Here is a 20,854-nt window from a genome sequence, read left to right on the forward strand (position 1 = left end):
TGTGGGGCGGGGCCTGTGGGGCCCGGAGAGGGCCACCGATGCGCTCGGTTCGCATGCGGATTCTCGCGACGCTGCTCGTACTGGCAGGCGTGGGAGTCGGCGGCTGGCAGTTGCTGCCGTCGCAAGAGGACAAGGGAAAGACGATCTCGGTCGGCACCACGGACGCCGTCACGGCGCTCGATCCGGCCGGCGCCTACGACGCGGGTTCCTGGGCGCTGTTCAGCAACGTCTTCCAGTCCCTGCTGACCTTCGAGCCGGGCGGCGCCGCGCCGGTACCGGACGCGGCCGAGAGCTGCGGATTCGCCGGTAGTGACCTGGAGACGTACCGCTGCACGCTCCGCAAGGGGCTCACCTTCCCCAGTGGCCGCACGATGACCGCCGAGGACGTCAAGTTCTCCTTCGACCGGGTCAAGAAGATCAAGTCCGAGGTCGGTCCGTCGTCCCTGCTGTCCACCCTCAAGTCGGTGGACGCGGACGGTCTGACCGTCACCTTCCACCTGTCCTCGCGGGACGCCACCTTCCCGTTCAAGGTGGCCACCGGGGCGGGCTCGATCGTCGACAGCCACAAGTACCCGCGCAACGGCCTGCGCACCGACCAGGGTGTCGACGGCACCGGGCCGTACACACTGACGTCGTACAAGAAGAACAAGAAGGCCGTCCTCAGCCCGAACGAGCACTACCAGGGCGCGCTCTCCAGCACCGGGCGGCCCATCGACCTGCTCTACTACACCGACGCGAACGCCCTGAACAAGGCGTGGGACGACAAGCAGATCGACGTCGCCACCCGCCAGCTGCCGCCCAAGGTGCTGTCGGCGCTCTCGCCGAGCGACCCGAACCAGCGCGTCTCCGAGTCGGACAGCTCCGAGACCCGCAACCTCTACCTCAACACCCGCGCGAGCTCGCCCCTGCACGACGTCCGGGTCCGCCAGGCCATGGCCTGGCTGATCAACCGCGAGGAGCTCGCGGCGACGGTCTACGAGGGCACCGTGGACCCGCTGTACTCGCTGATCCCGACGGGCATCACCGGCCACACCACGTCGTTCTTCGACGCCTACCCCAAGCAGGACGTCAGCAAGGCGAAGACGCTGCTCACCGAGGCCGGCGTGAGCGTGCCGGTCAAGTTCACCTACGGCTACGCCGAGAACCGCGGCTCCTCCCAGGAGGAGGCCGAGGCGCTCAAGAAGCAGCTGGAGGCGGGCGGCCTGTTCAAGGTCACGCTCAAGGGTTACGAGTGGACCGACTTCCAGGAGCACTGGGCGACCGGCAAGCTGGACGCGTACGCCGTCGGCTGGGTCGCCGACTACCCCGACCCGGACACCTACGGCGCCCCGCTCATCGGCACCGACGGCACCATGAACACCGGCTACAGCAACAAGGCCGTCGACGATCTGATCCTCAGCAGCCAGCAGTACCCCGACCGCGGCGACGCCACCTCCGACTTCCGCACGGTCCAGCAGGACGTCGCCCGCGATGTGCCGGTGATCCCGCTGTGGCAGGGCAAGGAGTACGTCCTCAGCAGCGAGGACGTCGGCGGCAGCCAGTATCTGGACGACGGCACCGGCGTGTTCCGGCTGTGGAGCCTGAACTGGATCTGACGGATCTCGCGGCCTTGACATTCGCCCGAGTGACGCCGGGCGCCCACCCAACGCAGGACGATGTGACGGAGGTGTGCGTGGGGTGAGGAGCAAACGTGCTGAGACGCAACTCCTTCCGGCTGCCCCGGCATCCGGCTTCCGTCGGTCTCGCCAGGCGCCGGGTGCGGGACCATCTGGCCGACTGGGGCCACGGGCCTGACGACCCTGCCCTGCAGGACGCGGTGCTGCTGGTGTCCGAGCTCGCCACCAACGTCGTACGCCACGGCCCGCTCCTGGAGCGGGAGTTCGAGGTCGCGGTGACCGCGCTCGCCGACGGCTCGTGCCTCATCGAGGTCTCGGACGAGGGCCAATTGGTGCCCCGGCTGAGGGTGGTCGAGGAGTGGGAGGAGACCGGCCGGGGCCTGCACCTGGTGGAGGGCATCGCGGCGGCCTGGGGAGTGTGGACCAGAGGCCGCCACGGAAAGACGGTGTGGGCCCTGGTCATCGCCAACACGTCAGCGCCGTAGGGGAGTTACGGCGGAACTACAGCCGTCGTGCCAGGACTCCCGGCGCCACTACAGCCGTCGTAACAGAAGTCCCGCCCGTACGGCCGCCGTCCGCGCCGGCAGCGTGACCGTCACCGCCAGCCCCTCGCCCGGTGCTGTGTGTACCGTCACCTCGCCGCCGTGGGCCTGTACGACGCCCTGGACGATCGCGAGGCCGAGGCCGCTGCCCGCGCCGCCGCCGGCGCGGAAGAAGCGGTCGAAGACCCGTGCCGCGTCCTCCTCGCACAGCCCCGGACCCTCGTCGGCGACACACAGCCGTACGATCCCGTCCTCCCGCTCCACGCCGAGCCGCACCGGCGCCTCGGCGGGTGTGTGAGTGCGGACGTTGCCCACCAGGTTCCCCAGCACCTGTCTGAGCCCCGACTCGTCCGCGTGCACCAGCAAAGAACCGTCGGCCGCGACCTCGATGGGCCGGTCCGGCTGCTGCACCCGCAGATCCTGGGCGGCGTCACGCACCAGACGGCTCACGTCGACGTTCCGGAACCGCAGCTCGGGCTGCTGGTCCAGGCGGGCCAGGGTGAGCAGTTCGTCCACCAGGCGCCCCATGCGGTCGGTCTCGGCGAGCACCCGCTCCCAGGCCCGCTTGCGCTCGTCCGGGTCGGAGAGCATCCCCTTGTCGTAGAGCTGCAGATAGCCGCGTATCGCGGACAGCGGGGTGCGCAGCTCGTGCGAGGCGTCGGCGACGAAACGGCGCAGCTGGGCGGCGCTGTGCTCGCGCGTGCGGTACGCCGACTCGACCTGGTGCAGCATCGAGTTCAGGGCGATGCGCAGCTGCTCGACCTCCTGGGTGGGATGGGTGCTGGAGGGCACGCGCCGGGTCAGGTCGCCCTCGGCGATCGCGGAGGACGTCTCCACCATGTCCTCCAGCGGCCGCATCCGGCGGCTGACGCTCATCATGGTCAGCCAGGCCAGCAGCACCAGCAGCAGGCCGCCGATGGCGAGATCAAGCTTGAGGGCCTTGAACATGCCCTGGTGGAGGGCCTCGGTGGAGGTGGCGAGCAGGATGTAGGTGCCGTCGGCCAGGCGCGTCGCCGTCACCCGGTACTTGGCGCCGTGCACGGTGACGTCGTGCGGGTCGGTGTCCTTCACCAGGGGGCGCGGGTCGCCGACCGTGTTGGCCAGGCTGTTCTGGGCCTCGGTCGGCTTGAAGCCGAACATGCCGACGGTCCTGCCCTTGCTGTTGACGGCCGCGTAGATCGAGTCGGGCGTCGAGTGCTCGTCGACGTGCTCCGGGGCGAGCCGGTCGCGGACGAAGCTCACCACGCTGAGCGAGTCGATCTGCCGCATGGTGAGCTGCGTACTGCCCAGGGAGTCACGGGTCTTGGTGAGCTGTGTGTCGACCTGGCCGAGCAGGTAGTACCGCATGCCCATCAGGCTGACGGCGGTGGCCGCGACGATGCCGAGTGCGAGCAGCGCCACGTTCGCCAGGGTCAGCTTGGCGCGCAGCGAGTGGAGGCCGCGCTCGCAGTGGAGCCACCGGAGCCGCTTCATGCCAGCCCGTATCCGACGCCACGCCGCGTGGTGATCACCGGCGGCCCCAGGGTGTCCAGCTTGCGCCGCAGATAGCTGATGTAGGTCTCGACGACCGTCGACTCGGGCGGGGTGTGCTCGTACTGCCAGACGTGGCGCAGGAGTTGCTCCTTGGGCACGATCCGGCCGCCGTTGCGCACCAGGAAGCGCAGAAGCGCGTACTCGGTGGGGGTGAGTTCGACGCTGCGGCCCGCGCGGTGGACGCTGTACGTCGTCTCGTCCAGCTCCAGGTCGCCGTACCTGAGGGGCGGGCGCTGCGGCAGGACGTCCGCCGCGCGCGTGCGGCGCAGGACCGCCGTGATGCGGGCGACGACCTCGTCGATGTTGAACGGCTTGGTGATGTAGTCGTCGCCGAAGCCGAGGGCGCCGACCACCTCGGCCGGCGAGTCGCGTGCGGTGAGGAAGACGATGGCCAGGTCGGGCCGCTCGGCGCGCAGCTGGCGCCCCAGTGCGCGCCCGTCGCCGTCCGGCAGCATGACGTCGAGCAGCGCCGCGTCGGGCCGGGTGCGCTCGGTGAGCGCGCGGGCCTCGCGGACGCTGCCCGCGACCATCACCTCGAAGCGGTGGAAGCGCAGGGCGATGGCGAGGACGTCCGCGATGCTCGGCTCGTCCTCCACCACCAGCACGGTGCCTGGAGCCGTCGTCATGCCCCCAGTATCGGGCGGGCCACTGACAGCCGGGCCGGATCGGTCTTTGGAGTTCCTTGAGAGTCATGGCCGGGTCGTGTCCACGCGCGCGTGCCGCCCCCAATTCTGTTGCCCAGGACCTGGGGGACCAACCGACGACCGACAAGGAGCTTTGATCGTGGCGGCATTGGCACGGTGGTGCTATCGGCACCGGCTGGTGGTCCTGTTGCTGTGGGTGGGGGCACTGTTCGGCCTGGGCTTCTCGGCCTCTTCGGCGGGGACGAACTACGCGAACGTCTTCTCCCTCCCCGACACGGACTCCAAGAGCGCGTACGACCTGATGGAAAAGGCTTTCCCGAACACGTCCGGTGACACGGACACCGTGGTCTGGAAGGTCGACCAGGGCTCGGTGAAGGACGCGGCCGTCCAGGACCGCGTCCAGCCGGCCCTCGACAAGATCGCGAAGCTGCCCGGTGTCGGCGCGGTCACCAGCCCCTATGCCGGCGCGCAGGGGGCCACGCAGATCAGCAAGGACGGCAGGATCGCGTACGCCCAGCTCACCTTCACCAAGCGGGCGAACGAGATCCCCAAGGAGCAGGTCCAGAAGGTCCTGGACACCGCCCAGGCGGCCGAGAAGAGCGGACTGCAGGTCGAACTGGGCGGCCAGGCCATCCAGCGCGTCCAGGAGCCCCCGCAGGGCCTCTCCGAGATGGTCGGCATCATCGCGGCCGCCGTGGTGCTGTTCCTGGCCTTCGGCTCGTTCTTCGCGATGATGCTGCCGATCGCCATCGCCATCTTCGGGGTGGGCATGGGCCTGTTCTCCACCCAGCTGCTCAGCCACTCCACCGACATCCCCGACATCGCCCCGCTGCTGGCCTCCCTGATCGGCCTCGGCGTCGGCATCGACTACGCCCTGTTCATCGTCACCCGGCACCGGCGCGGCATCGAGCGCGGCCTCGACCCCGAGGAGTCCGCGGTCACCGCCCTCAACACCTCCGGGCGCGCGGTGCTGTTCGCGGGCGGCACGGTCTGCATCGCCCTGGCCGGCATGCTCGTGACGCAGCTGCGCTTCCTGGACGGTGTGGTCATCGGCACCTCTCTCACGGTCGTCCTCAGCGTGCTCGCCGCCACGACGCTGCTGCCCGCGCTCCTCGGCTTCCTCGGCCCGCGCGTGCTCAGCCGCCGCCAGCGCCGCAGGCTGGCCGCGGAGGGCCCCGCGCCGGAGAAGACGAGCGGTCTCGCCGCCCGCTGGTCGGTCAACGTCGAGAAGCGCCCCCGCCGGATCGCCGCGCTCGCCCTGGTCGTCATGGCCGTGCTGGCCATCCCCGTGCTGTCGCTGCGCCTCGGCGCCACCGACCAGGGCAACGACCAGGCGTCCACGACCACCAGGAAGGCGTACGACCTCCTCGCCGACGGCTTCGGACCGGGATTCAACGGCCCGCTCCAGGTGGTCACCGTCGGCGGCGACGCGACCACCCTCGTCAAGGGCATCGAGTCGACCTCCGGGGTCGCCCGGGTGGCCGCGTTGCCGCCCGCGAAGGGCGTCACGGTGATCCAGGTCGTGCCGACGACGTCACCGCAGTCCAAGGCGACGGACGACCTCATCGACACCCTCCGCGACAAGGTGATCCCGGAAGCCGGCGCGCAGGCCCACGTGGGCGGTGTGACGGCGGTGTCGAAGGACTTCGCGTCCGTCACAGGCGACCGGCTGCCGCTGTTCATCGCGACGATCATCGGCCTCGGCTTCCTGCTCCTGCTGGTCGCCTTCCGCTCCCTGGTCGTGCCGCTGACGGCCGCCCTGATGAACCTGATCGCCGCGGCGGCCTCCTTCGGCGTCCTGGTCGCGATCTTCCAGTGGGGCTGGGGCCTGGACCTCCTCGGCCTCGGCAAGGAGGGCCCGATCAACGCCTTCCTGCCGGTCATCATGCTGTCCCTGCTCTTCGGCCTCTCGATGGACTACCAGGTCTTCCTGGTGAGCCGGATGCACGAGGAGTGGGTGCACACGCGCGACAACGCGCGCGCGGTGCGCGTGGGCCTCGCCGAGACCAGCCGGGTCATCAACTCCGCGGCCCTCATCATGGTCTGCGTCTTCCTCGCCTTCGTCCTCAGCGGTGACTCGGGCGCGGCGATGGCGGGCGTGGGCCTGGCGGCCGCGGTGGCGCTCGACGCCTTCATCCTCCGTACGGCGCTGGTGCCGGCCGCGATGCACCTGCTCGGCAACTCCAACTGGTGGCTGCCGTCCTGGCTGGAGAAGCGGCTGCCGCACCTCGCGGTCGAGCCCAGGGAGGACGCCGTCGAGGCGCCGGCCACGGACGGCCCGGCCTCGGTGGTCCACGGCTTCATCCGCACCGCCGACGGCGAGCCCGTGGACGGCGCCTCGGTGACCCTGCTGTCGAAGGGCGGCCGCCAGCTGGACCGCGTCGAGTCGCTGGCCGACGGCTCGTACATCGTGTCGGTGCCGGCGCCGGGGACGTACCTGCTGGCGACGACGGCGACGTCGTACGGCTCACGGGTGGGCCATGTGATCGTCTCGGAGGGCCCGTTGGTGTACGACGTCGAGCTCGCCGAGGGTGAGGTGGACGCGGTGAACTGACCGCGTCAGGATTTGCCGGGGGTGGGCAGCACCCTGGTCATCCCCGGCAGGAAGTCCGTGAACAGCTCGTGCACCTCACGGACCAGCGGCCGCAGCACCCGGAAGCGGGCCAGCGACACACCGCGGGCGGTCAGCTTGGCCCCCCGCTCGGCCAGCCGGTAGCTGCGCTCGCGGCCCTCCGTGCGGTCGAAGATCCAGTACAGGACGAGCCCCATCTGGGACAGCCACATCAACTCGGGCAGGACGTCCCGCAGTTCCTCCGGCACCTTGGTCTTCGTCGCCCCCGCCAGGACCTCGCGGTGGACGGAAATGGCCTCCACGCGCGCGTGCTCCGACTCCGGGGAGAAGGGGCTGAGCGGACTGTCCGGGTCCGCCGCGTTCTTGAAGAACTGCACCGCGAACTCGTGATACGGCTTCGCGATGTCCAGCCACGCCTTCAGGACGCCCGCGAGCCGCGCCTCCAGGTCGGTCTCCCGCTCCAGCACCTCCCGGACCGCCACCTGGTGCTCGGCGGCGATCCGGTCGTAGAAGCCCTGGATCAGGTGTTCCTTGCCGGCGAAGTAGTAGTACGCGTTGCCCACCGACACCCCGGCCTCGGTCGCGATCGCCCGCATGGTCGTCTTGTCGTAGCCCCGCTCCTGGAAGAGCCGCATCGCGGTCTCCAGGATCAGCGCGCGGGTCTGCTCGGACTTGCTGGGCGCCCCGCCCTCCTCGGGCCCTTCACCGTGCGGGTGGTCGCTGTTCGGGCTGTCGTTCATCGCAGGCACGGACGAGAGCCTACGGGGTGACGCAGGTACCGTCGCCGCAGCCCGGTGCGGTGTACGTCCATCCCGCCGCCGGGTCGTACGCCCACCCGTCGGCCGCCCGATACCCCTTCCCGCCCCACTGCCGCTGCCCCCACTGCGAGCCCCGCCACTTGGCCGCCGCCAGCGCCGCGCCCTTGGCGAACGGCATCCCCGAAGGCGTGCTCAGCCGGTGCGCCAGCGGCCGGTGTTCGCGCAGCGCCCACAGGGTGACGATCCAGGCGGCCGTCCCCCGGTAGACCTGACCGGAATCCCCGACGACGGTGATGTCGTCGAGAGTGGCCCGGTGGTCGAGGCCCGGGAAGCGCCGCCGGGCCCGCTCCGAGTCCGCGGGGACGAGCTCCAGGGGCACCAGCTGCGGCTGCCGGGTCAGCCAGTCGCGCAGGAAGGCGCACAGTGAGCAGTCCGCGTCGTACAGGACGGTGAGCCGGCGGACCGGGACGCGCCCCGCGCTCCGGCCCTGGAGGGTCGTCACGGCCCTCACGCCCCGACCGAGGGGGCGACCCAGTCCTGCGGCCCGACCGGCGGCACCTGCTCGCGCTCCATGACGCTGCGGCGCCGGATCCTGTTGAGCACGTACACGTTCCCCAGGTGCATGACACCGAGCACCAGGAGCACCACGCCGAGCTTGGTCGACAGGGCCTCGAAGATCCCCCGGGTGTCCTCGATGGTCTCGTCGCCGCTCAGGTAGAGGGCGACGAAGCCGAGGTTGACCAGGTAGAAGCCGACCACCAGGAGGTGGTTGACGGCGTCGGCGAGCTTCTCGTTCCCCTGTAGTACGTCGGCGAGGAAGATCCGCCCGTTGCGGCTGAGCGTGCGGGCCACCCAGATGGTCAGCGCGATGCTGACCAGCAGGTAGATGACGTAGGCGATGACCGTGCGGTCCATGCCCCACCCCTTCTTGAACGCGTTCAAAACGCTGACAGGAAGGACTGTAGACCTGTTTTTGAACACGTTCAACCCAGCTGGGGGCGGGACTTGCCCTACGGCCGGCGCCCCAGCTCCGGCCGCTTCGTGTAGTCGGTGAACCCGATGACGTTCCCCCACGGATCGGCGACCTCGACGGTCCAGCCCGTGGCCACGGAGAAGGGTTCGTCGAGGAGCGGGATCCCGGCCGCGGCGAGGACGCGGGCCGCCGTCCTCGCGTCCGCCACCTCGATCCACAGCCGCGGCGACGGCCACGGTGGCGGCCGGTGCCCCAGCGCCTCCTCCTGCCGCAGCAGGATCCCGGGCGTCTCGCCCCCGACCTTCAGCAGCGCGATCCCGGCCTCGTCGAACCGGAACCCCACCGCGAACCCGGCGCGCTCGTAGAAGTCGACGGCGGCGGCGAGGTCCCCGACGGGCAGCAGCACGTTGTCGAATCCGAGCAGTTCGTACGACTGGTCATCTGACATACCGTCAGAATAGGTGCCGTATCGCCCGGGACCGGTGATTGTCAGTGGCGGCCTCTACTGTCGTCGGCATGGGATTCGTGACGTTCGTCGACGAGACGACTGCGGGGGAGCGGGGCGCCGGCTGGGAGCTGGAGGTCGCCGAGGAGCGGCTCGCCGTGGGTGAGTTGATCCGGCGCCGGGTGTTCCAGGAGGTCGCCGAGTACAACGCGCGTACGCCGGAGGTGTTCCAGGGCCTGGTGCAGCCGCGCGACGCGGAGCGGGCGCTGAACGGGTACGCGCTGCGCACGCCCCGCCGGATAGACCCGGAGGCGCAGACCGAGCTGGCGTTGCAGGCGTTCGCGGGGAACGGCTTCCTGGTGCTGGTCGGCGACCGCCAGGTCACCGAGGTGGACGAGGAGGTCGAGCTGCCGCTCGGCACCGAGGTGACGTTCCTGAAGCTCGTACCGCTGGTGGGTGGCTGATGGACATGTCCCCTGACGAGTACTCCCGGCTGGTCCGCGACGTCCGCGCCCTCGTCGCGGCCGGGGAGGTCGACGGGATCGTCCCCCGGCTGCTCGCGCACGCCGAGACGGTCGGCAACCACTGGGGCTCGCGGCACCGCAAGGTCATCGACGCGGTGCGCGACGCGGACGGCCCCTTCCGGCAACGCCTGGTGCACGCGCTGGCCGCCCGCTTCCACGAACTGGAGCCGGGTACGCCCGCTCGGCGCAGCATCGTGGCCCTGCTCGCCAACCTGCAGCTGCCGGAGCCGCCCGGCGAGGACCAGCCCCTCGACACGCGCGCGGTGCTGATCCGCCTGGCCGGCGAGCAGGACGTGCACTACAGCGCCGGGGAGCTGATCCGGCTGGCCGAGCTCGAACTGGCCGACGGCCATGAGCTGCCCGGGGAGTTCGTGGCCGTGGTCCGACGCACGCAGCTGGCTGTGTGGAACGGCAAGGCGCAGCTGGGCCCGCTGGCCGCCAAGCTCAGCCGGCCCGTGGTGAACCCCGGGGAGGCCTGGGCGGACCTTGCCCTGGCCGACGTCGCCGGCCTCGACCCGAGCTGGGAGCAACTGCTCGCGCACGCGGCCACCGCCAACTCCGCCCGCCCCTCGGCCAAGTGGGAGCAGACCGCGACGGCGCTGATCGAGGAGCTCGGTGCCGAGGCGGTGCGCGAGCGGGTGACGGCCTGGCTGCGGCTGGTGGGCAGACCCCGTACGCGCTTGCTCCTCGACCGGGGCTGGGGAGCCGACCCGAACGCGACCCTGGACGCGTACAACGCCGATGCGCTGCGCGGACTGACCTGGCTGCTCTCCTTCCTGCCCGGCCGGCCCGACTCCGACCGCGCCCTCGGCGCCCTGGTCGAGACCGCCCTGCGCAAGGTCCAGGGCCTCGGACCGATGAACCCGAAGATCGCCAACGCCTCGGTCAACGCCCTCGCCCGCATCGACGGCGAGACGTCCCTCGCCGAACTGGCCCGCCTGGCCACCCGCGTCACGTACAAGGGCACGCTCAAGCTGCTGAACACCGCACTGGACGCCCGCGCCACCGCCCTCGGCCTCAGCCGCGAGGAAATCGAGGAACTGGCGGTGCCGGCGTACGGCCTGACGGAGGTCGGACGCGCGGAGTTCGTCCTGGGCGAGGCGACCGCCGTCCTCGAAGTGCACGGCACCAGAGCCCAGTTGAGCTGGCAGAACGCGGCGGGCAAGACCGTCAAGAGCGTCCCGGCGGCGGTGAAGCGCGACCACCCCGACGAACTCAAGGAGCTCAAGGCCGCCGTCAAGGACATCGACAAGATGCTCTCGGCGCAGAGTGAGCGCCTGGACCGCCAGTTCCTGGCCCGCCGCACCTGGCCGTACGCGGCCTGGCGCGAGCGCTACCTGGACCACCCGTTGGTCGGCACCCTGGCCCGCCGCCTCCTGTGGACGGTGGACGGGACGACGGTGGGCTACGCGGACGGCGAGCTGCGCACCCTGACCGACGACGCGGTGACGGACGCCACCGAGGTCCGCCTCTGGCACCCGGTCGACCAGGACCCGGCCGAGACGGTCGCCTGGCGCGACTGGCTGGAGCGGCACGCCGTCACCCAGCCGTTCAAACAGGCGCACCGGGAGGTGTACCTCCTCACGGACGCCGAGCGGGCGACGGGCACGTACTCGAACCGCTTCGCGGCGCATGTGCTGCGCCAGCACCAGTTCAACTCACTTGCGGCGATCAGGGGTTGGCGCAACAAACTGCGCCTGATGGTCGACGACGAGGCACCGCCGGCCACGCGCGAGCTGCCGCAGTGGGGCCTGCGCGCCGAGTACTGGATCGAGGGCGAGGGCGAGCACTACGGCACCGACACCACGGAGTCCGGCAGCTTCCTGCGCCTGCGCACCGACCAGGTCCGCTTCTACCCGGTCGACGCGCCGGAGAACTGGGCGCACTGCTGCGGCGGCGAGTACACGATGTGGCTACGCGACGGCGCGGAGCGGGTGGACCCCGTCCCCCTCACGGACATCCCACCCCTGGTCCTCTCCGAAGTCCTGCGCGACGTCGACCTGTTCGTGGGCGTGGCCAGCGTCGGCAACGACCCGACCTGGCAGGACGGCGGCCCCGGCGGCCGCTTCCGCGAGTACTGGACGTCGTACGGCTTCGGCGACCTCAACCAGAGCGCGGAGACCCGCCGCGCCCTGCTGAACCGCCTGATACCCCGCCTCGCGATAGCCGACCGCTGCACCGTCGAGGGCCGCTTCCTGCACGTGAAGGGCGAACGCCACACGTACAAAATCCACTTGGGCTCGGGCAACATCCTCATGACCCCGAACGACCAGTACCTGTGCATCGTCCCGAAGTCCAACGCGGCCGCCCCGCAGGCGGGTTACCTGCCGTACGAGGGGGACCGGATGCTGGGGGTGATCCTGAGCAAGGCGATCATGCTGGCGGACGACACGAGAATCACGGACCCGACGATCCTGAGCCAGCTGTGATGGGCGCCTTTGGATTGGCCCTCCCTGCAGAGATGTTGTCCACGTCGGCGATTCCCACCTGAAGCGATACTGATGAGTGCTCAGTGACACTTGGGACATCAGAATGCTTGGGCTGGGGTCACGAGGGGGCGGCTTACGTGCGACGGGTGTTGGCGGTGCATTTCGTGCCGTGTGCGCTCTTTGGGGCCTGCGTCTACGCGCTGGTACTCAGTGGTAGTTTTTCGGGGCAGGGGAACTGGGACCTGATCCTCCGGATGAGCTGGAGTGCCATCGGTGGTGCTCTGCTCTTGGTTGGCTCAGGAGCAGCCATACTCGGCCTGTTGCTGTACCCGTTTCAGGTACGGGCGGTTCGTGTACTCGAGGGGTACTGGGACCGATGGCCGGCTACCGCTGGGTTAGCCGGTGTACTGACGGAAGTGCAGCGCCGTCGCAGGCAGGCTCTCAGGCAACGGATCGCCGCCGCGCCCCGGACCGATTCTCATTCCTCACACGTTGCGGCAGACGCCGCCAGGCGTCTGGCCGCCGTGCCGCCGGAGGAATGGCTTCTCCCGACGGCGCTCGGCAACGCTCTTCGAGCAGGTGAGCTCAGCGCGGGTGAGCGTTATGGCTTGGTGACGCTCTCTTCCTGGCCGCGAATCCACATGCAAGTCTCCGATCGACTGGCAGGCGCGTTGCACTCTGCCAGATCCGCGCTCGATACCGCGGTCAACTTTTGCTGGAGCTTTCTCGCCTGCGCAATCGTGGCGTCGATTGCGCTGTGTGACGAACCGGGCATGCTTTGGCTGCCGTTGCTGGCCATGCTGCTCGCCGCGCTCGCGTACAAGGGATCGGTGACGGCTGCGCAGGCATACGCGGGGCTCATGCATGTCGTCTATGACCTGCATCGGTTCGATCTGTTGGATGCCCTGCATCATCCGTTGCCCAATCGGACCAGCGAGATGGACACTTTTTGGCAGGTATCCCAGTCGTTCGGAGGCCAAGGCAATTCCGATCTCCCCTACGAACATCGACAAGGGCAGCGCAGGTACAGACACCAGCCATCAGACGCGCGCGATGCTCACGGCTCCGCAGATGCCTAGGACGTGGACGATGAACTCTCGCTCCGGGCAGGACGGTTGAGGGCGCTCCGCTGTCGGCAGGGTGAGCCGGGTGAGAAATGCTCCCGGTGCATGGACGTGCACCGCGCTCGTGCGTGGGACGGTGAGGCGCACGTGCCCGGCAATGGCCGTGACGTTCACTTCGACCTGGTCCTCAACCTGGCGAAGGTCTGCCCGGAGTTCACCGAGCACCGCCCGCAAGGTGAGCAGACGGCCCACAGCCGCAGGCACGACGACATCGCCCGTAGTCAGCAGACGGGTCCAGCTGGCCCGGAGGTCGAGGCGGGCCGACGACAGAACGAGGGCCGCTCCCGCCACGGCCAGGAGAGCCGGAACCAACTGGTCACGGGCGACGTGTCCGTCCAGTCGGTGGCTGACGCCAAAGCCGATCGCTGCGACAGAGCTGAGGATCAGGGGGCCAATGAGCGAACCTGACGGGACGGCTGACCTCAGCACGTTCAGGGATGCCAAAGTCAGGAGAGCCCATGGCCACCATTGGGATACCAACTCCCACGCCGCCTGGGCGCGATGGAGCGGATCCCCGGCGATGAAGGCCCCGACAGCCACGGCAAAAATGCCCGCCCATATCCGAGCCCGTGCGGCACGGCCACCTCCCTCGCTCTGTGCCATCGCCGCGCGCCGCCTCCTGGTTCCGCGGAACCTTGAGTTGCCGCGGCGCTATGGTAACCACGGGAGTGGTCTACGCGCTGGGTCCAACGTCCGCCGCGTTGATGTTCAGCTCCGCAAGCAACTCGTACACATCGTCCTTGGTCCTGCACGCGAGCAGTAGTGTCGGGTGGAGACACTGGAAAGGGCAACGGGACAGGTGGTTTGTGCGTTCCCCGGGCTGTACGGGCTGGATTGCTCCACTTAGGACATCGCTCTTCGCGTGCCTCTGCTTGACTGAGTGCGGCATGAGCAAACCGGAGCACCCGCGCGGCACATCCCTCCCGCAGCCTGGACAGGGATGCGCCGGGACCGCAAAACCAGGCAGTACGACTTCTTGGTACATCTGCCCTCCCTAGTGAAGCCACCGACGGGTGGCCCGCTACTTCCTGAGCAAGATCCACACCCAAATGCCATCAGCCACGGTGCACACCAGAACGAGAATGGCTGAGGCTATTCGCCACCAGGTCTGGTCATGGTCCCCACAAGGGGGAGGCACGAGCGCCGCTGCGATGCCGAGCCCCAGCATCAGGGTCCCGCAGTTGAAGACAACGCCTGCATACCTGAGATTGTCCTCGTATGCGATCTGCGACTCCCGCAGAATCACTTTCAGCTCGTCCTCGGTGGGCTTAGCCCAGTCGCGGGCACTCCTACGCGTTTCTCGATCTTCCGCGGTGAACTTGAACTGCAGTGCGTAGTACGAAATCTGAATGCTGGCAATGAGAGTCATCGACGTGGCCACGAGCAGCAGCAGCGTGACGCCCGGCCACCTGAACTCGTCGTCAGCCCCCGCGACGACTCCTGCCAACGAGAGCGCGGCCGCAGTCAGCAGGGGGGCCGCGATGAAATGGGCTTCCTTCGCTGCAGCGCCGAATCCATGACGCTCTGCGCCTTCGCGCACTCCTGCCCCACCTCCGCCCTGCAATCGAGTCCTCGGGAATTGTGTAGGCGGAATCAGTCCGTCGGAAGTTCGAGAACATGACAAAACAGTGAAGGGCTCCATCTCCGGCAACACCGGAAACAGAGCCCTCAACTGTAAGCGCGAGAAGATCAGAAGCGCCGAGTGATCAGTGCCCTCTTCACTTCCTGGATCGCCTTCGTCACCTCGATGCCCCGCGGGCACGCGTCCGTGCAGTTGAACGTCGTGCGGCAGCGCCATACGCCGTCGCGGTCGTTCAGGATTTCCAGGCGCTGTTCGCCCGCCTCGTCACGCGAATCGAAGATGAAGCGGTGGGCGTTCACGATCGCTGCCGGGCCGAAGTACTGGCCGTCGTTCCAGAAGACCGGGCACGAGGACGTGCAGGCCGCGCAGAGGATGCACTTCGTGGTGTCGTCGAAGCGCTCGCGGTCTTCGGCGGACTGGAGGCGCTCGCGCGTCGGCTCGTTCGTGTCCTTCGTGATCAGGAACGGCATCACGTCCCGGTACGCCTGGAAGAACGGGTCCATGTCCACGACCAGGTCCTTCAGGACCGTCAGGCCCTTGATGGGCTCGACCGTGATCGGCTTCTCCGGGTTGATGTCCTTGATCAGCGTCTTGCACGCGAGGCGGTTCTTGCCGTTGATCCGCATCGCGTCCGAACCGCAGATGCCGTGCGCGCACGAGCGGCGGAAGGTCAGCGTGCCGTCGACGTCCCACTTGATCTTGTGGAGGCCGTCGAGGACGCGCTCCTTGGGGTCGATCTCCAGCTGGAAGTCTTCCCACGTCGCCTCGGCCGAGACCTCCGGGTTGAAGCGGCGGACCCGGAACGTGACCGTGATGTAGGGGGACGCGGCGGACTCTGCCTCCACCTTGTCCAGAACAGGCGTTGCCATCAGTACTTACGCTCCATCGGCTGGTAGCGGGTCTGGACGACCGGCTTGTAGTCGAGACGGACGGACTCGGTGCCGTCGTCGCCCACCTCGCGGTACGCCATGGTGTGGCGCATGAAGTTGACGTCGTCGCGGTTGGGGTAGTCCTCGCGGTAGTGGCCGCCGCGGGACTCCTTGCGGGCCAGCGCCGACACCGCCATGACCTCGGCCAGCTCCAGCAGGTTGCCCAGCTCGATGGCCTCGAGCAGGTCCGTGTTGAACCGCTTGCCCTTGTCCTGGATCGACACGTTCTTGTAGCGCTCGCGCAGCTCGGCGATCTTCTCGACGGCCGTCTTGATCGTCTGCTCGGTGCGGAACACCATGACGTTGGCGTCCATGGTCTCCTGCAGCTCACGCCGGAGCACGGCCACCCGTTCGGTGCCCGTCGCCGTACGCAGCTGCTCGATCGTCGAGACCACGAGCTCGGCCGGGTTCTCCGGCAGCTCGACGAAGGACGCCTTCTGGCTGTACTCCGCCGCCGCGATGCCTGCCCGGCGGCCGAACACGTTGATGTCCAGCAGGGAGTTGGTGCCGAGGCGGTTCGCGCCGTGCACGGACACACACGCGACCTCGCCGGCCGCGTACAGGCCCGGGACGACCGTCGTGTTGTCCGACAGGACCTCACCCTCGACGTTCGTCGGGATGCCGCCCATCGCGTAGTGCGCGGTGGGCTGGATCGGGATCGGGTCGGTGTACGGCTCGATGCCCAGGTACGTCCGCGCGAACTCGGTGATGTCCGGCAGCTTGGCGTCCAGCTGCTCCGGCGGGAGGTGCGTGAGGTCGAGGTAGACGTGGTCGCCCTCGGGGCCGCAGCCCCGCCCCTCGCGGATCTCCGTGTAGATGGAGCGCGAGACGACGTCTCGGGACGCGAGGTCCTTCATGACCGGCGCGTACTTCTCCATGAAGCGCTCGCCGTCCTTGTTGCGGAGGATGCCGCCCTCACCACGGGCGCCCTCCGTCAGCAGGATGCCCATGCGCCAGATGCCGGTCGGGTGGAACTGGAAGAACTCCATGTCCTCCAGCGGCAGACCACGGCGGTAGACCGCCGCCTGGCCGTCACCCGTCAGCGTGTGCGCGTTCGACGTCACCTTGAAGAACTTGCCGCAGCCGCCGGACGCGTAGATCACGGCCTTCGCCTGGAAGACGTGGATCTCGCCGGTGGCCAGCTCGTACGCCACCACACCGGCCGACTTCTTGACGCCGTCGACCTCGGTGATCAGCTGGTCCAGGACGTAGAACTCGTTGAAGAACTCCACGCCCTCCTTGACGCAGTTCTGGTACAGCGTCTGGAGGATCATGTGGCCGGTGCGGTCCGCGGCGTAGCAGGACCGGCGGACGGGGGCCTCGCCGTGATTCCTCGAGTGCCCACCAAAACGCCGCTGGTCGATCGTCCCGTTCGGCGTCCGGTTGAACGGCAGGCCCATCTTCTCCAGGTCGAGGACCGAGTCGATGGCCTCCTTCGCCAGGATCTCCGCGGCGTCCTGGTCGACCAGGTAGTCACCGCCCTTGACCGTGTCGAAGGTGTGCCACTCCCAGTTGTCCTCCTCCACGTTGGCCAGCGCGGCGGCCATGCCGCCCTGCGCGGCGCCCGTGTGGGAGCGGGTGGGGTACAGCTTGGTCAGGACCGCGGTGCGGCTGCGCTTCGTGGACTCGATGGCCGCGCGCATGCCCGCGCCGCCGGCGCCGACGATGACGGTGTCGTACTTGTGGATCTTCATCGGTAGTTACCTCAGCCCCGTGCCTAGCGGATGTTCGGGTCGAAGGTGAAGATCACCAGCGTGCCCAGCAGGATGGTGAACACCGTGGCGGTGTAGAGCAGGCCCTTCAGCCACAGGCGGGTGTTCGCGCGCTCCGCGTAGTCGTTGATGACCGTGCGCAGGCCGTTGGCGCCGTGCAGCATCGCGAGCCACAGCATCAGCAGGTCCCAGACCTGCCAGAACGGGGACGCCCAGCGGCCGGCCACGAAGGCGAAGCCGATCTTCGACACGCCGCCGTCCAGCACGAGCTGGATCAGCAGATGGCCCAGGACCAGGACGACCAGCACGATGCCGGACAGGCGCATGAACAGCCAGCCGTACATCTCGAAGTTGCCCCGGGTGGACTTCGGGGTCTTCTTGGTGCGCTTGCGCGGGGCCTCGATGAGGGGCGCCGGGTTGTCGACGTTGTAGAGCGACTCGCCCTCGACGGGACCGATCCCGGAAGCAGTGGATTCAGTGGTGGCCATCGGTGTCAGCTCCCGAACAGTTCACGAGCGGCGTGCCCGAGGACGGGGTAGATCGCCCCGAGCATCAGCACGACCCAGATGCCTACGACGGACCAGAGCATCTGCTTCTGGTAGCGCGGGCCCTTCGACCAGAAGTCGACGGCGATGACACGCAGGCCGTTGAGCGCGTGGAAGAGGATCGCGGCGACGAGGCCGTATTCCAGCACTGCGACGATCGGGGTCTTGTACGTGGCTACGACCTTGTCGTAGTCCTCGGGGGAGACACGGACGAGAGCGGTGTCCAGCACGTGAACGAACAGGAAGAAGAAGATGAGGACGCCGGTGACTCGGTGAGCCACCCAGGACCACATTCCTTCCCGGCCGCGGTACAGCGTTCCAGCCGGCACGGAAGTCCCTCCGGGAGCGGGGATTGGGGCCGCGCCGGCTTTGCCTGTCGGTCGGGCCCGGCCGGGTACGGTCCACCGGCCCCCAGCATCGTAGCGACGCGCTGCCGCTGGGCTTACGCGGGGCCTACCGGTGTGATCAAAGTGGCACGCGTATGGGTGAGTAACGACGGCATCTGGGGTGGTTTGTCCTGTTATTTTCCGGGTGCGGCGCCGTGGGGGCTGGTCGCGCAGTTCCCCGCGCCCCTTAGGGCAAGTCCCAACCGCACCTTTGCGAGGCGACGCAGTTCTTCTGCGGCCACGACCCGCTCCTCCTCCGGATCATTGGCCAGGCGCGATCGGATGGCCTCCAGTACGTGGTCCAAGGCCTCCTCCGTCGGCAGGCCTTCCAGGCAGATCACGAAGGCGTGGCCGAACTTTGCCTCGTATGCGGCGTGGGCGGCGCTCATGGCGGTGTGGGCGGCCGAGTACGTTCCGTCCGGCAGGGTGGGGAGGGTCTCCGCGGCCAGCGCTTCCGCCAGGTCGCCCGGGGACAGGTCGTACGCCGCCTCGTCCGAGGCCGCCAGGAGGGAGTCGACGTCGGGATACGGGCGGTGTGCCGCGATCCGGTCCGCCCAGCGGAGGCTGCGGAGGCAGTCCAGCAGGAGTTTGCGGGCGTCGGCCGACGGCGCGGTGTTGAACGCGCCCAGGATGCTGGGCAGGGACGGTATGGCCACTCGGCCAGGCAGGTGTGTGGGCGTCACGTGGGTTTCGGCAGAGTAGGCAGAGTGGGCAGGGGAAGCTGTGAAGGGTGTTGCGTCACGTTATCGGTCGTGGGCGTGACGTGTCCGACGGATGCCCGAATTTCACCCGGAGGGGAGAGTTTCGGAACGTGTGGTGGACGCATCCGGCCCTCCGAGGGTCTTAGGTTGGCTTGGTGAGCCAGCACAGGCGCCGGCGGCCGGCGCGGAACATGAGGACGCGGGTGGTGATCGGCACGGCCTTCGCCGTGACGGTCGGCGCCGGGGTGGGCTTCGGGCTGTGGGCGTCCGGCGACGACAGCAGTCCGGCGGGGTCTGCCCAGCGGCAGGAGCGGCCCACCGACGCCAGGTCGGCGGCCTCGCCCGGCGCGGCGAGCGGCACCAGTCCCTCGCCGAGCCCGTCCCGGTCGTACGCCCTCTCGCAGGCCCCCCGGACCATCCCCGCCGTGCGCTCGCACACCGCGGCGCGCGGGCCCGGCTGGCGTCCGGCGCGCGCCGAGCGCGTGGTCGTGAACGACGCGGAACTGGCCGACGAGGGCCGCCTGATCGCCTCCGAGCTGGGGCTGGCCTATGCCGGTGAGAAGGACGACGTGCGGGCCGGGGACGTGCGGCTGGCGCTCAACGACGACGAAGGCGCGGACCCGGAGTCGTACAGCATGACCGTGCGCGGTGGGCGGGTCAGTATCAGCGGGCCGGGGGAAGCGGGGGTGTTCTACGGCACCCGGACCTTGAAGCAGGAGGTCCACGGCGGTGGTACGGCGCCCGAGGGCGTCGTGCGCGACGAACCCGCCAAGCCGGTGCGCGGGTTCATGCTCGACATCGCGCGCAAGCACTACACGGCGAAGTGGATCGAGGACCGGGTCAAGGAACTCGGCGATCTGAAGTTCAACGAGCTCGGGCTGCACTTCTCCGACGACCAGGGCTTCCGGATCGAGTCCGACAGCCACCCCGAGGTCGTCTCCCAGCCGCATCTGACGAAGGCCGAGGTCAAGCGGATCGTCACGCTCGCCGAGAGCCGCCACATCACCGTCGTGCCCGAGATCGACTCGCCCGGGCACCTTGGAGCGGTCATCGCCGCCCATCCGGATCTGCAGCTGCGCAACGCGCAGGGCGTGGCGACGAGGGGCGCGGTCGACATCTCCAAGCCCGCCGCCGCGCAGATCGTCGACGACCTGCTCAACGAGTACGCCGGTCTCTTCCCGGGTGATCAGTGGAACCTCGGCGGGGACGAGTACCAGGCGCTGACGGTGTCCAGCCCGGCGACCTCCTATCCGCAGCTCTCCGCCGCCGCCAAGAGCAGGTACGGCTCCGGCGCGACCGTCGCCGACCTGACCACCGGCTGGCTCAACGACCGCGCCGACACCGTCCGCCGGCACGACCGGACCATGCGCGTGTGGAACGACGGGTTCTTCCGGGGTACGTCCGTGCAGCCGGCCAAGGATCTGCGGGTGGGGTACTGGACCGGCAAGGAGATCGGGGCGCGGCAGCCGGTGGAGTACCTGAGCGCCGGGCGGAAGCTCGTCAACTACAACGACGAGTTCCTCTACTACGTGCTCGGGCAGCCGAACAACTTCGTCTACCCGACCGGGCAGCGCATCTACGAGCAGTGGACGCCGCTCGTCGTGCGCGGCACACAGGCGGTTTCGTCGAGGTACGACTCGCAGATCCTCGGCGGGTCCTTCGCGGTGTGGTGCGATCTCGCGAACGCGCAGACACAGGACCAGGTCGCCGCCGGGATCCGGATGCCGCTGCGGGCGACCGTGCAGAAGCTGTGGGATCCCGGGCGGCCCAAGCTGACGTGGGCCCAGTTCAGGACGCTGGCCGGCAAACTCGGCTGACGCCGGACTTCGACACCGACGC

At 68.9% G+C, this 20,854-nt stretch carries 20 protein-coding genes; 8 read left to right on the forward strand and 12 right to left on the reverse strand.

Translation table 11 applies throughout. From position 1 onward, the window contains the following. Positions 1 to 38: 38 nt before the first annotated feature. Positions 39 to 1,595: an ABC transporter substrate-binding protein gene (locus ABZ848_RS34595; RefSeq protein ID WP_360838336.1), complete on the forward strand. Its 1,557-nt coding sequence runs from the start codon at positions 39 to 41 to the stop codon at positions 1,593 to 1,595. 95 nt (positions 1,596 to 1,690) lie between these two features. After that, positions 1,691 to 2,101: an ATP-binding protein gene (locus ABZ848_RS34600; RefSeq protein ID WP_360838337.1), complete on the forward strand. Its 411-nt coding sequence runs from the start codon at positions 1,691 to 1,693 to the stop codon at positions 2,099 to 2,101. Between the two features lie 48 nt (positions 2,102 to 2,149). Here the strand turns inward: ABZ848_RS34600 and ABZ848_RS34605 are convergent, their stop codons facing one another. Continuing rightward, on the reverse strand, positions 2,150 to 3,631 hold the full coding sequence (locus ABZ848_RS34605; protein ID WP_360838338.1) for a HAMP domain-containing sensor histidine kinase: 1,482 nt from the start codon (positions 3,629 to 3,631) through the stop codon (positions 2,150 to 2,152). After that, the gene (locus ABZ848_RS34610) at positions 3,628 to 4,317 is read right to left on the reverse strand and encodes a response regulator transcription factor (protein WP_360838340.1); all 690 of its coding nucleotides are present in this window, start codon (positions 4,315 to 4,317) and stop codon (positions 3,628 to 3,630) included. Before ABZ848_RS34610 ends, ABZ848_RS34605 begins: the two co-directional genes overlap by 4 nt. A gap of 166 nt (positions 4,318 to 4,483) precedes the next feature. On the opposite strand from ABZ848_RS34610, the gene ABZ848_RS34615 reads away from it, so the two are divergent. Continuing rightward, on the forward strand, positions 4,484 to 6,889 hold the full coding sequence (locus tag ABZ848_RS34615) for an MMPL family transporter (protein WP_360838474.1): 2,406 nt from the start codon (positions 4,484 to 4,486) through the stop codon (positions 6,887 to 6,889). 5 nt (positions 6,890 to 6,894) lie between these two features. On the opposite strand, the gene ABZ848_RS34620 is transcribed toward ABZ848_RS34615, so the two are convergent. The 4 genes from ABZ848_RS34620 to ABZ848_RS34635 all read right to left on the reverse strand — a co-directional run bounded on the left by ABZ848_RS34620 (position 6,895) and on the right by ABZ848_RS34635 (position 9,086). Continuing rightward, positions 6,895 to 7,647: a TetR family transcriptional regulator gene (locus ABZ848_RS34620; protein ID WP_360838476.1), complete on the reverse strand. Its 753-nt coding sequence runs from the start codon at positions 7,645 to 7,647 to the stop codon at positions 6,895 to 6,897. Between the two features lie 19 nt (positions 7,648 to 7,666). Further along, positions 7,667 to 8,167, reverse strand: a complete 501-nt coding sequence (locus tag ABZ848_RS34625; protein WP_360838342.1) for a DCC1-like thiol-disulfide oxidoreductase family protein — start codon at positions 8,165 to 8,167, stop codon at positions 7,667 to 7,669. Between the two features lie 5 nt (positions 8,168 to 8,172). Further along, positions 8,173 to 8,580: a hypothetical protein gene (locus tag ABZ848_RS34630; RefSeq protein WP_242771850.1), complete on the reverse strand. Its 408-nt coding sequence runs from the start codon at positions 8,578 to 8,580 to the stop codon at positions 8,173 to 8,175. Between the two features lie 95 nt (positions 8,581 to 8,675). Next, positions 8,676 to 9,086, reverse strand: coding sequence for a VOC family protein (locus ABZ848_RS34635; RefSeq protein WP_360838345.1), 411 nt, complete (start codon positions 9,084 to 9,086; stop codon positions 8,676 to 8,678). A 68-nt stretch (positions 9,087 to 9,154) separates the two neighbouring features. Between ABZ848_RS34635 and ABZ848_RS34640 the strand changes: the two genes are divergently transcribed. From ABZ848_RS34640 to ABZ848_RS34655, 4 genes are all read left to right on the forward strand, one after another. Beyond that, positions 9,155 to 9,547 (forward strand): hypothetical protein, encoded by a 393-nt coding sequence (locus tag ABZ848_RS34640; RefSeq protein ID WP_360838346.1) that lies wholly within the window; start codon positions 9,155 to 9,157, stop codon positions 9,545 to 9,547. Beyond that, positions 9,547 to 12,036, forward strand: coding sequence for a DUF4132 domain-containing protein (locus ABZ848_RS34645; RefSeq protein WP_360838347.1), 2,490 nt, complete (start codon positions 9,547 to 9,549; stop codon positions 12,034 to 12,036). The genes ABZ848_RS34640 and ABZ848_RS34645 overlap by 1 nt, the downstream gene beginning before the upstream one ends. A 155-nt stretch (positions 12,037 to 12,191) precedes the next feature. Then, entirely contained in the window at positions 12,192 to 13,115 is a 924-nt protein-coding gene (locus tag ABZ848_RS34650; protein ID WP_360838348.1) for a hypothetical protein, read from the forward strand. 90 nt (positions 13,116 to 13,205) lie between these two features. After that, on the forward strand, positions 13,206 to 13,568 hold the full coding sequence (locus ABZ848_RS34655; RefSeq protein WP_360838350.1) for a hypothetical protein: 363 nt from the start codon (positions 13,206 to 13,208) through the stop codon (positions 13,566 to 13,568). A 613-nt stretch (positions 13,569 to 14,181) separates the two neighbouring features. On the opposite strand, the gene ABZ848_RS34660 is transcribed toward ABZ848_RS34655, so the two are convergent. The 6 genes from ABZ848_RS34660 to ABZ848_RS34685 form a co-directional block, all read right to left on the reverse strand. Further along, a complete protein-coding gene (locus tag ABZ848_RS34660) occupies positions 14,182 to 14,700 on the reverse strand; it encodes a hypothetical protein (protein ID WP_360838352.1) in 519 nt (172 codons plus the stop codon). A 149-nt stretch (positions 14,701 to 14,849) separates the two neighbouring features. Next, entirely contained in the window at positions 14,850 to 15,611 is a 762-nt protein-coding gene (locus tag ABZ848_RS34665; protein WP_242771816.1) for a succinate dehydrogenase iron-sulfur subunit, read from the reverse strand. Next, the gene (gene sdhA, locus ABZ848_RS34670) at positions 15,611 to 17,365 is read right to left on the reverse strand and encodes a succinate dehydrogenase flavoprotein subunit (RefSeq protein ID WP_360838354.1); all 1,755 of its coding nucleotides are present in this window, start codon (positions 17,363 to 17,365) and stop codon (positions 15,611 to 15,613) included. The genes ABZ848_RS34665 and sdhA overlap by 1 nt, the downstream gene beginning before the upstream one ends. 23 nt (positions 17,366 to 17,388) lie before the next feature. Continuing rightward, positions 17,389 to 17,871, reverse strand: coding sequence for a succinate dehydrogenase hydrophobic membrane anchor subunit (locus ABZ848_RS34675; RefSeq protein WP_360838356.1), 483 nt, complete (start codon positions 17,869 to 17,871; stop codon positions 17,389 to 17,391). Between the two features lie 5 nt (positions 17,872 to 17,876). Then, positions 17,877 to 18,257, reverse strand: coding sequence for a succinate dehydrogenase, cytochrome b556 subunit (gene sdhC, locus ABZ848_RS34680; protein ID WP_079061657.1), 381 nt, complete (start codon positions 18,255 to 18,257; stop codon positions 17,877 to 17,879). A 191-nt stretch (positions 18,258 to 18,448) separates the two neighbouring features. Further along, positions 18,449 to 18,997, reverse strand: a complete 549-nt coding sequence (locus ABZ848_RS34685; protein WP_360838358.1) for a 2-oxo-4-hydroxy-4-carboxy-5-ureidoimidazoline decarboxylase — start codon at positions 18,995 to 18,997, stop codon at positions 18,449 to 18,451. A 209-nt stretch (positions 18,998 to 19,206) separates the two neighbouring features. Between ABZ848_RS34685 and ABZ848_RS34690 the strand changes: the two genes are divergently transcribed. Next, positions 19,207 to 20,832 (forward strand): glycoside hydrolase family 20 protein, encoded by a 1,626-nt coding sequence (locus ABZ848_RS34690; RefSeq protein ID WP_360838477.1) that lies wholly within the window; start codon positions 19,207 to 19,209, stop codon positions 20,830 to 20,832. Positions 20,833 to 20,854 lie beyond the last annotated feature (22 nt).

The organism is Streptomyces sp. NPDC047081 (assembly GCF_040643775.1).
Lineage (GTDB): Bacteria > Actinomycetota > Actinomycetes > Streptomycetales > Streptomycetaceae > Streptomyces.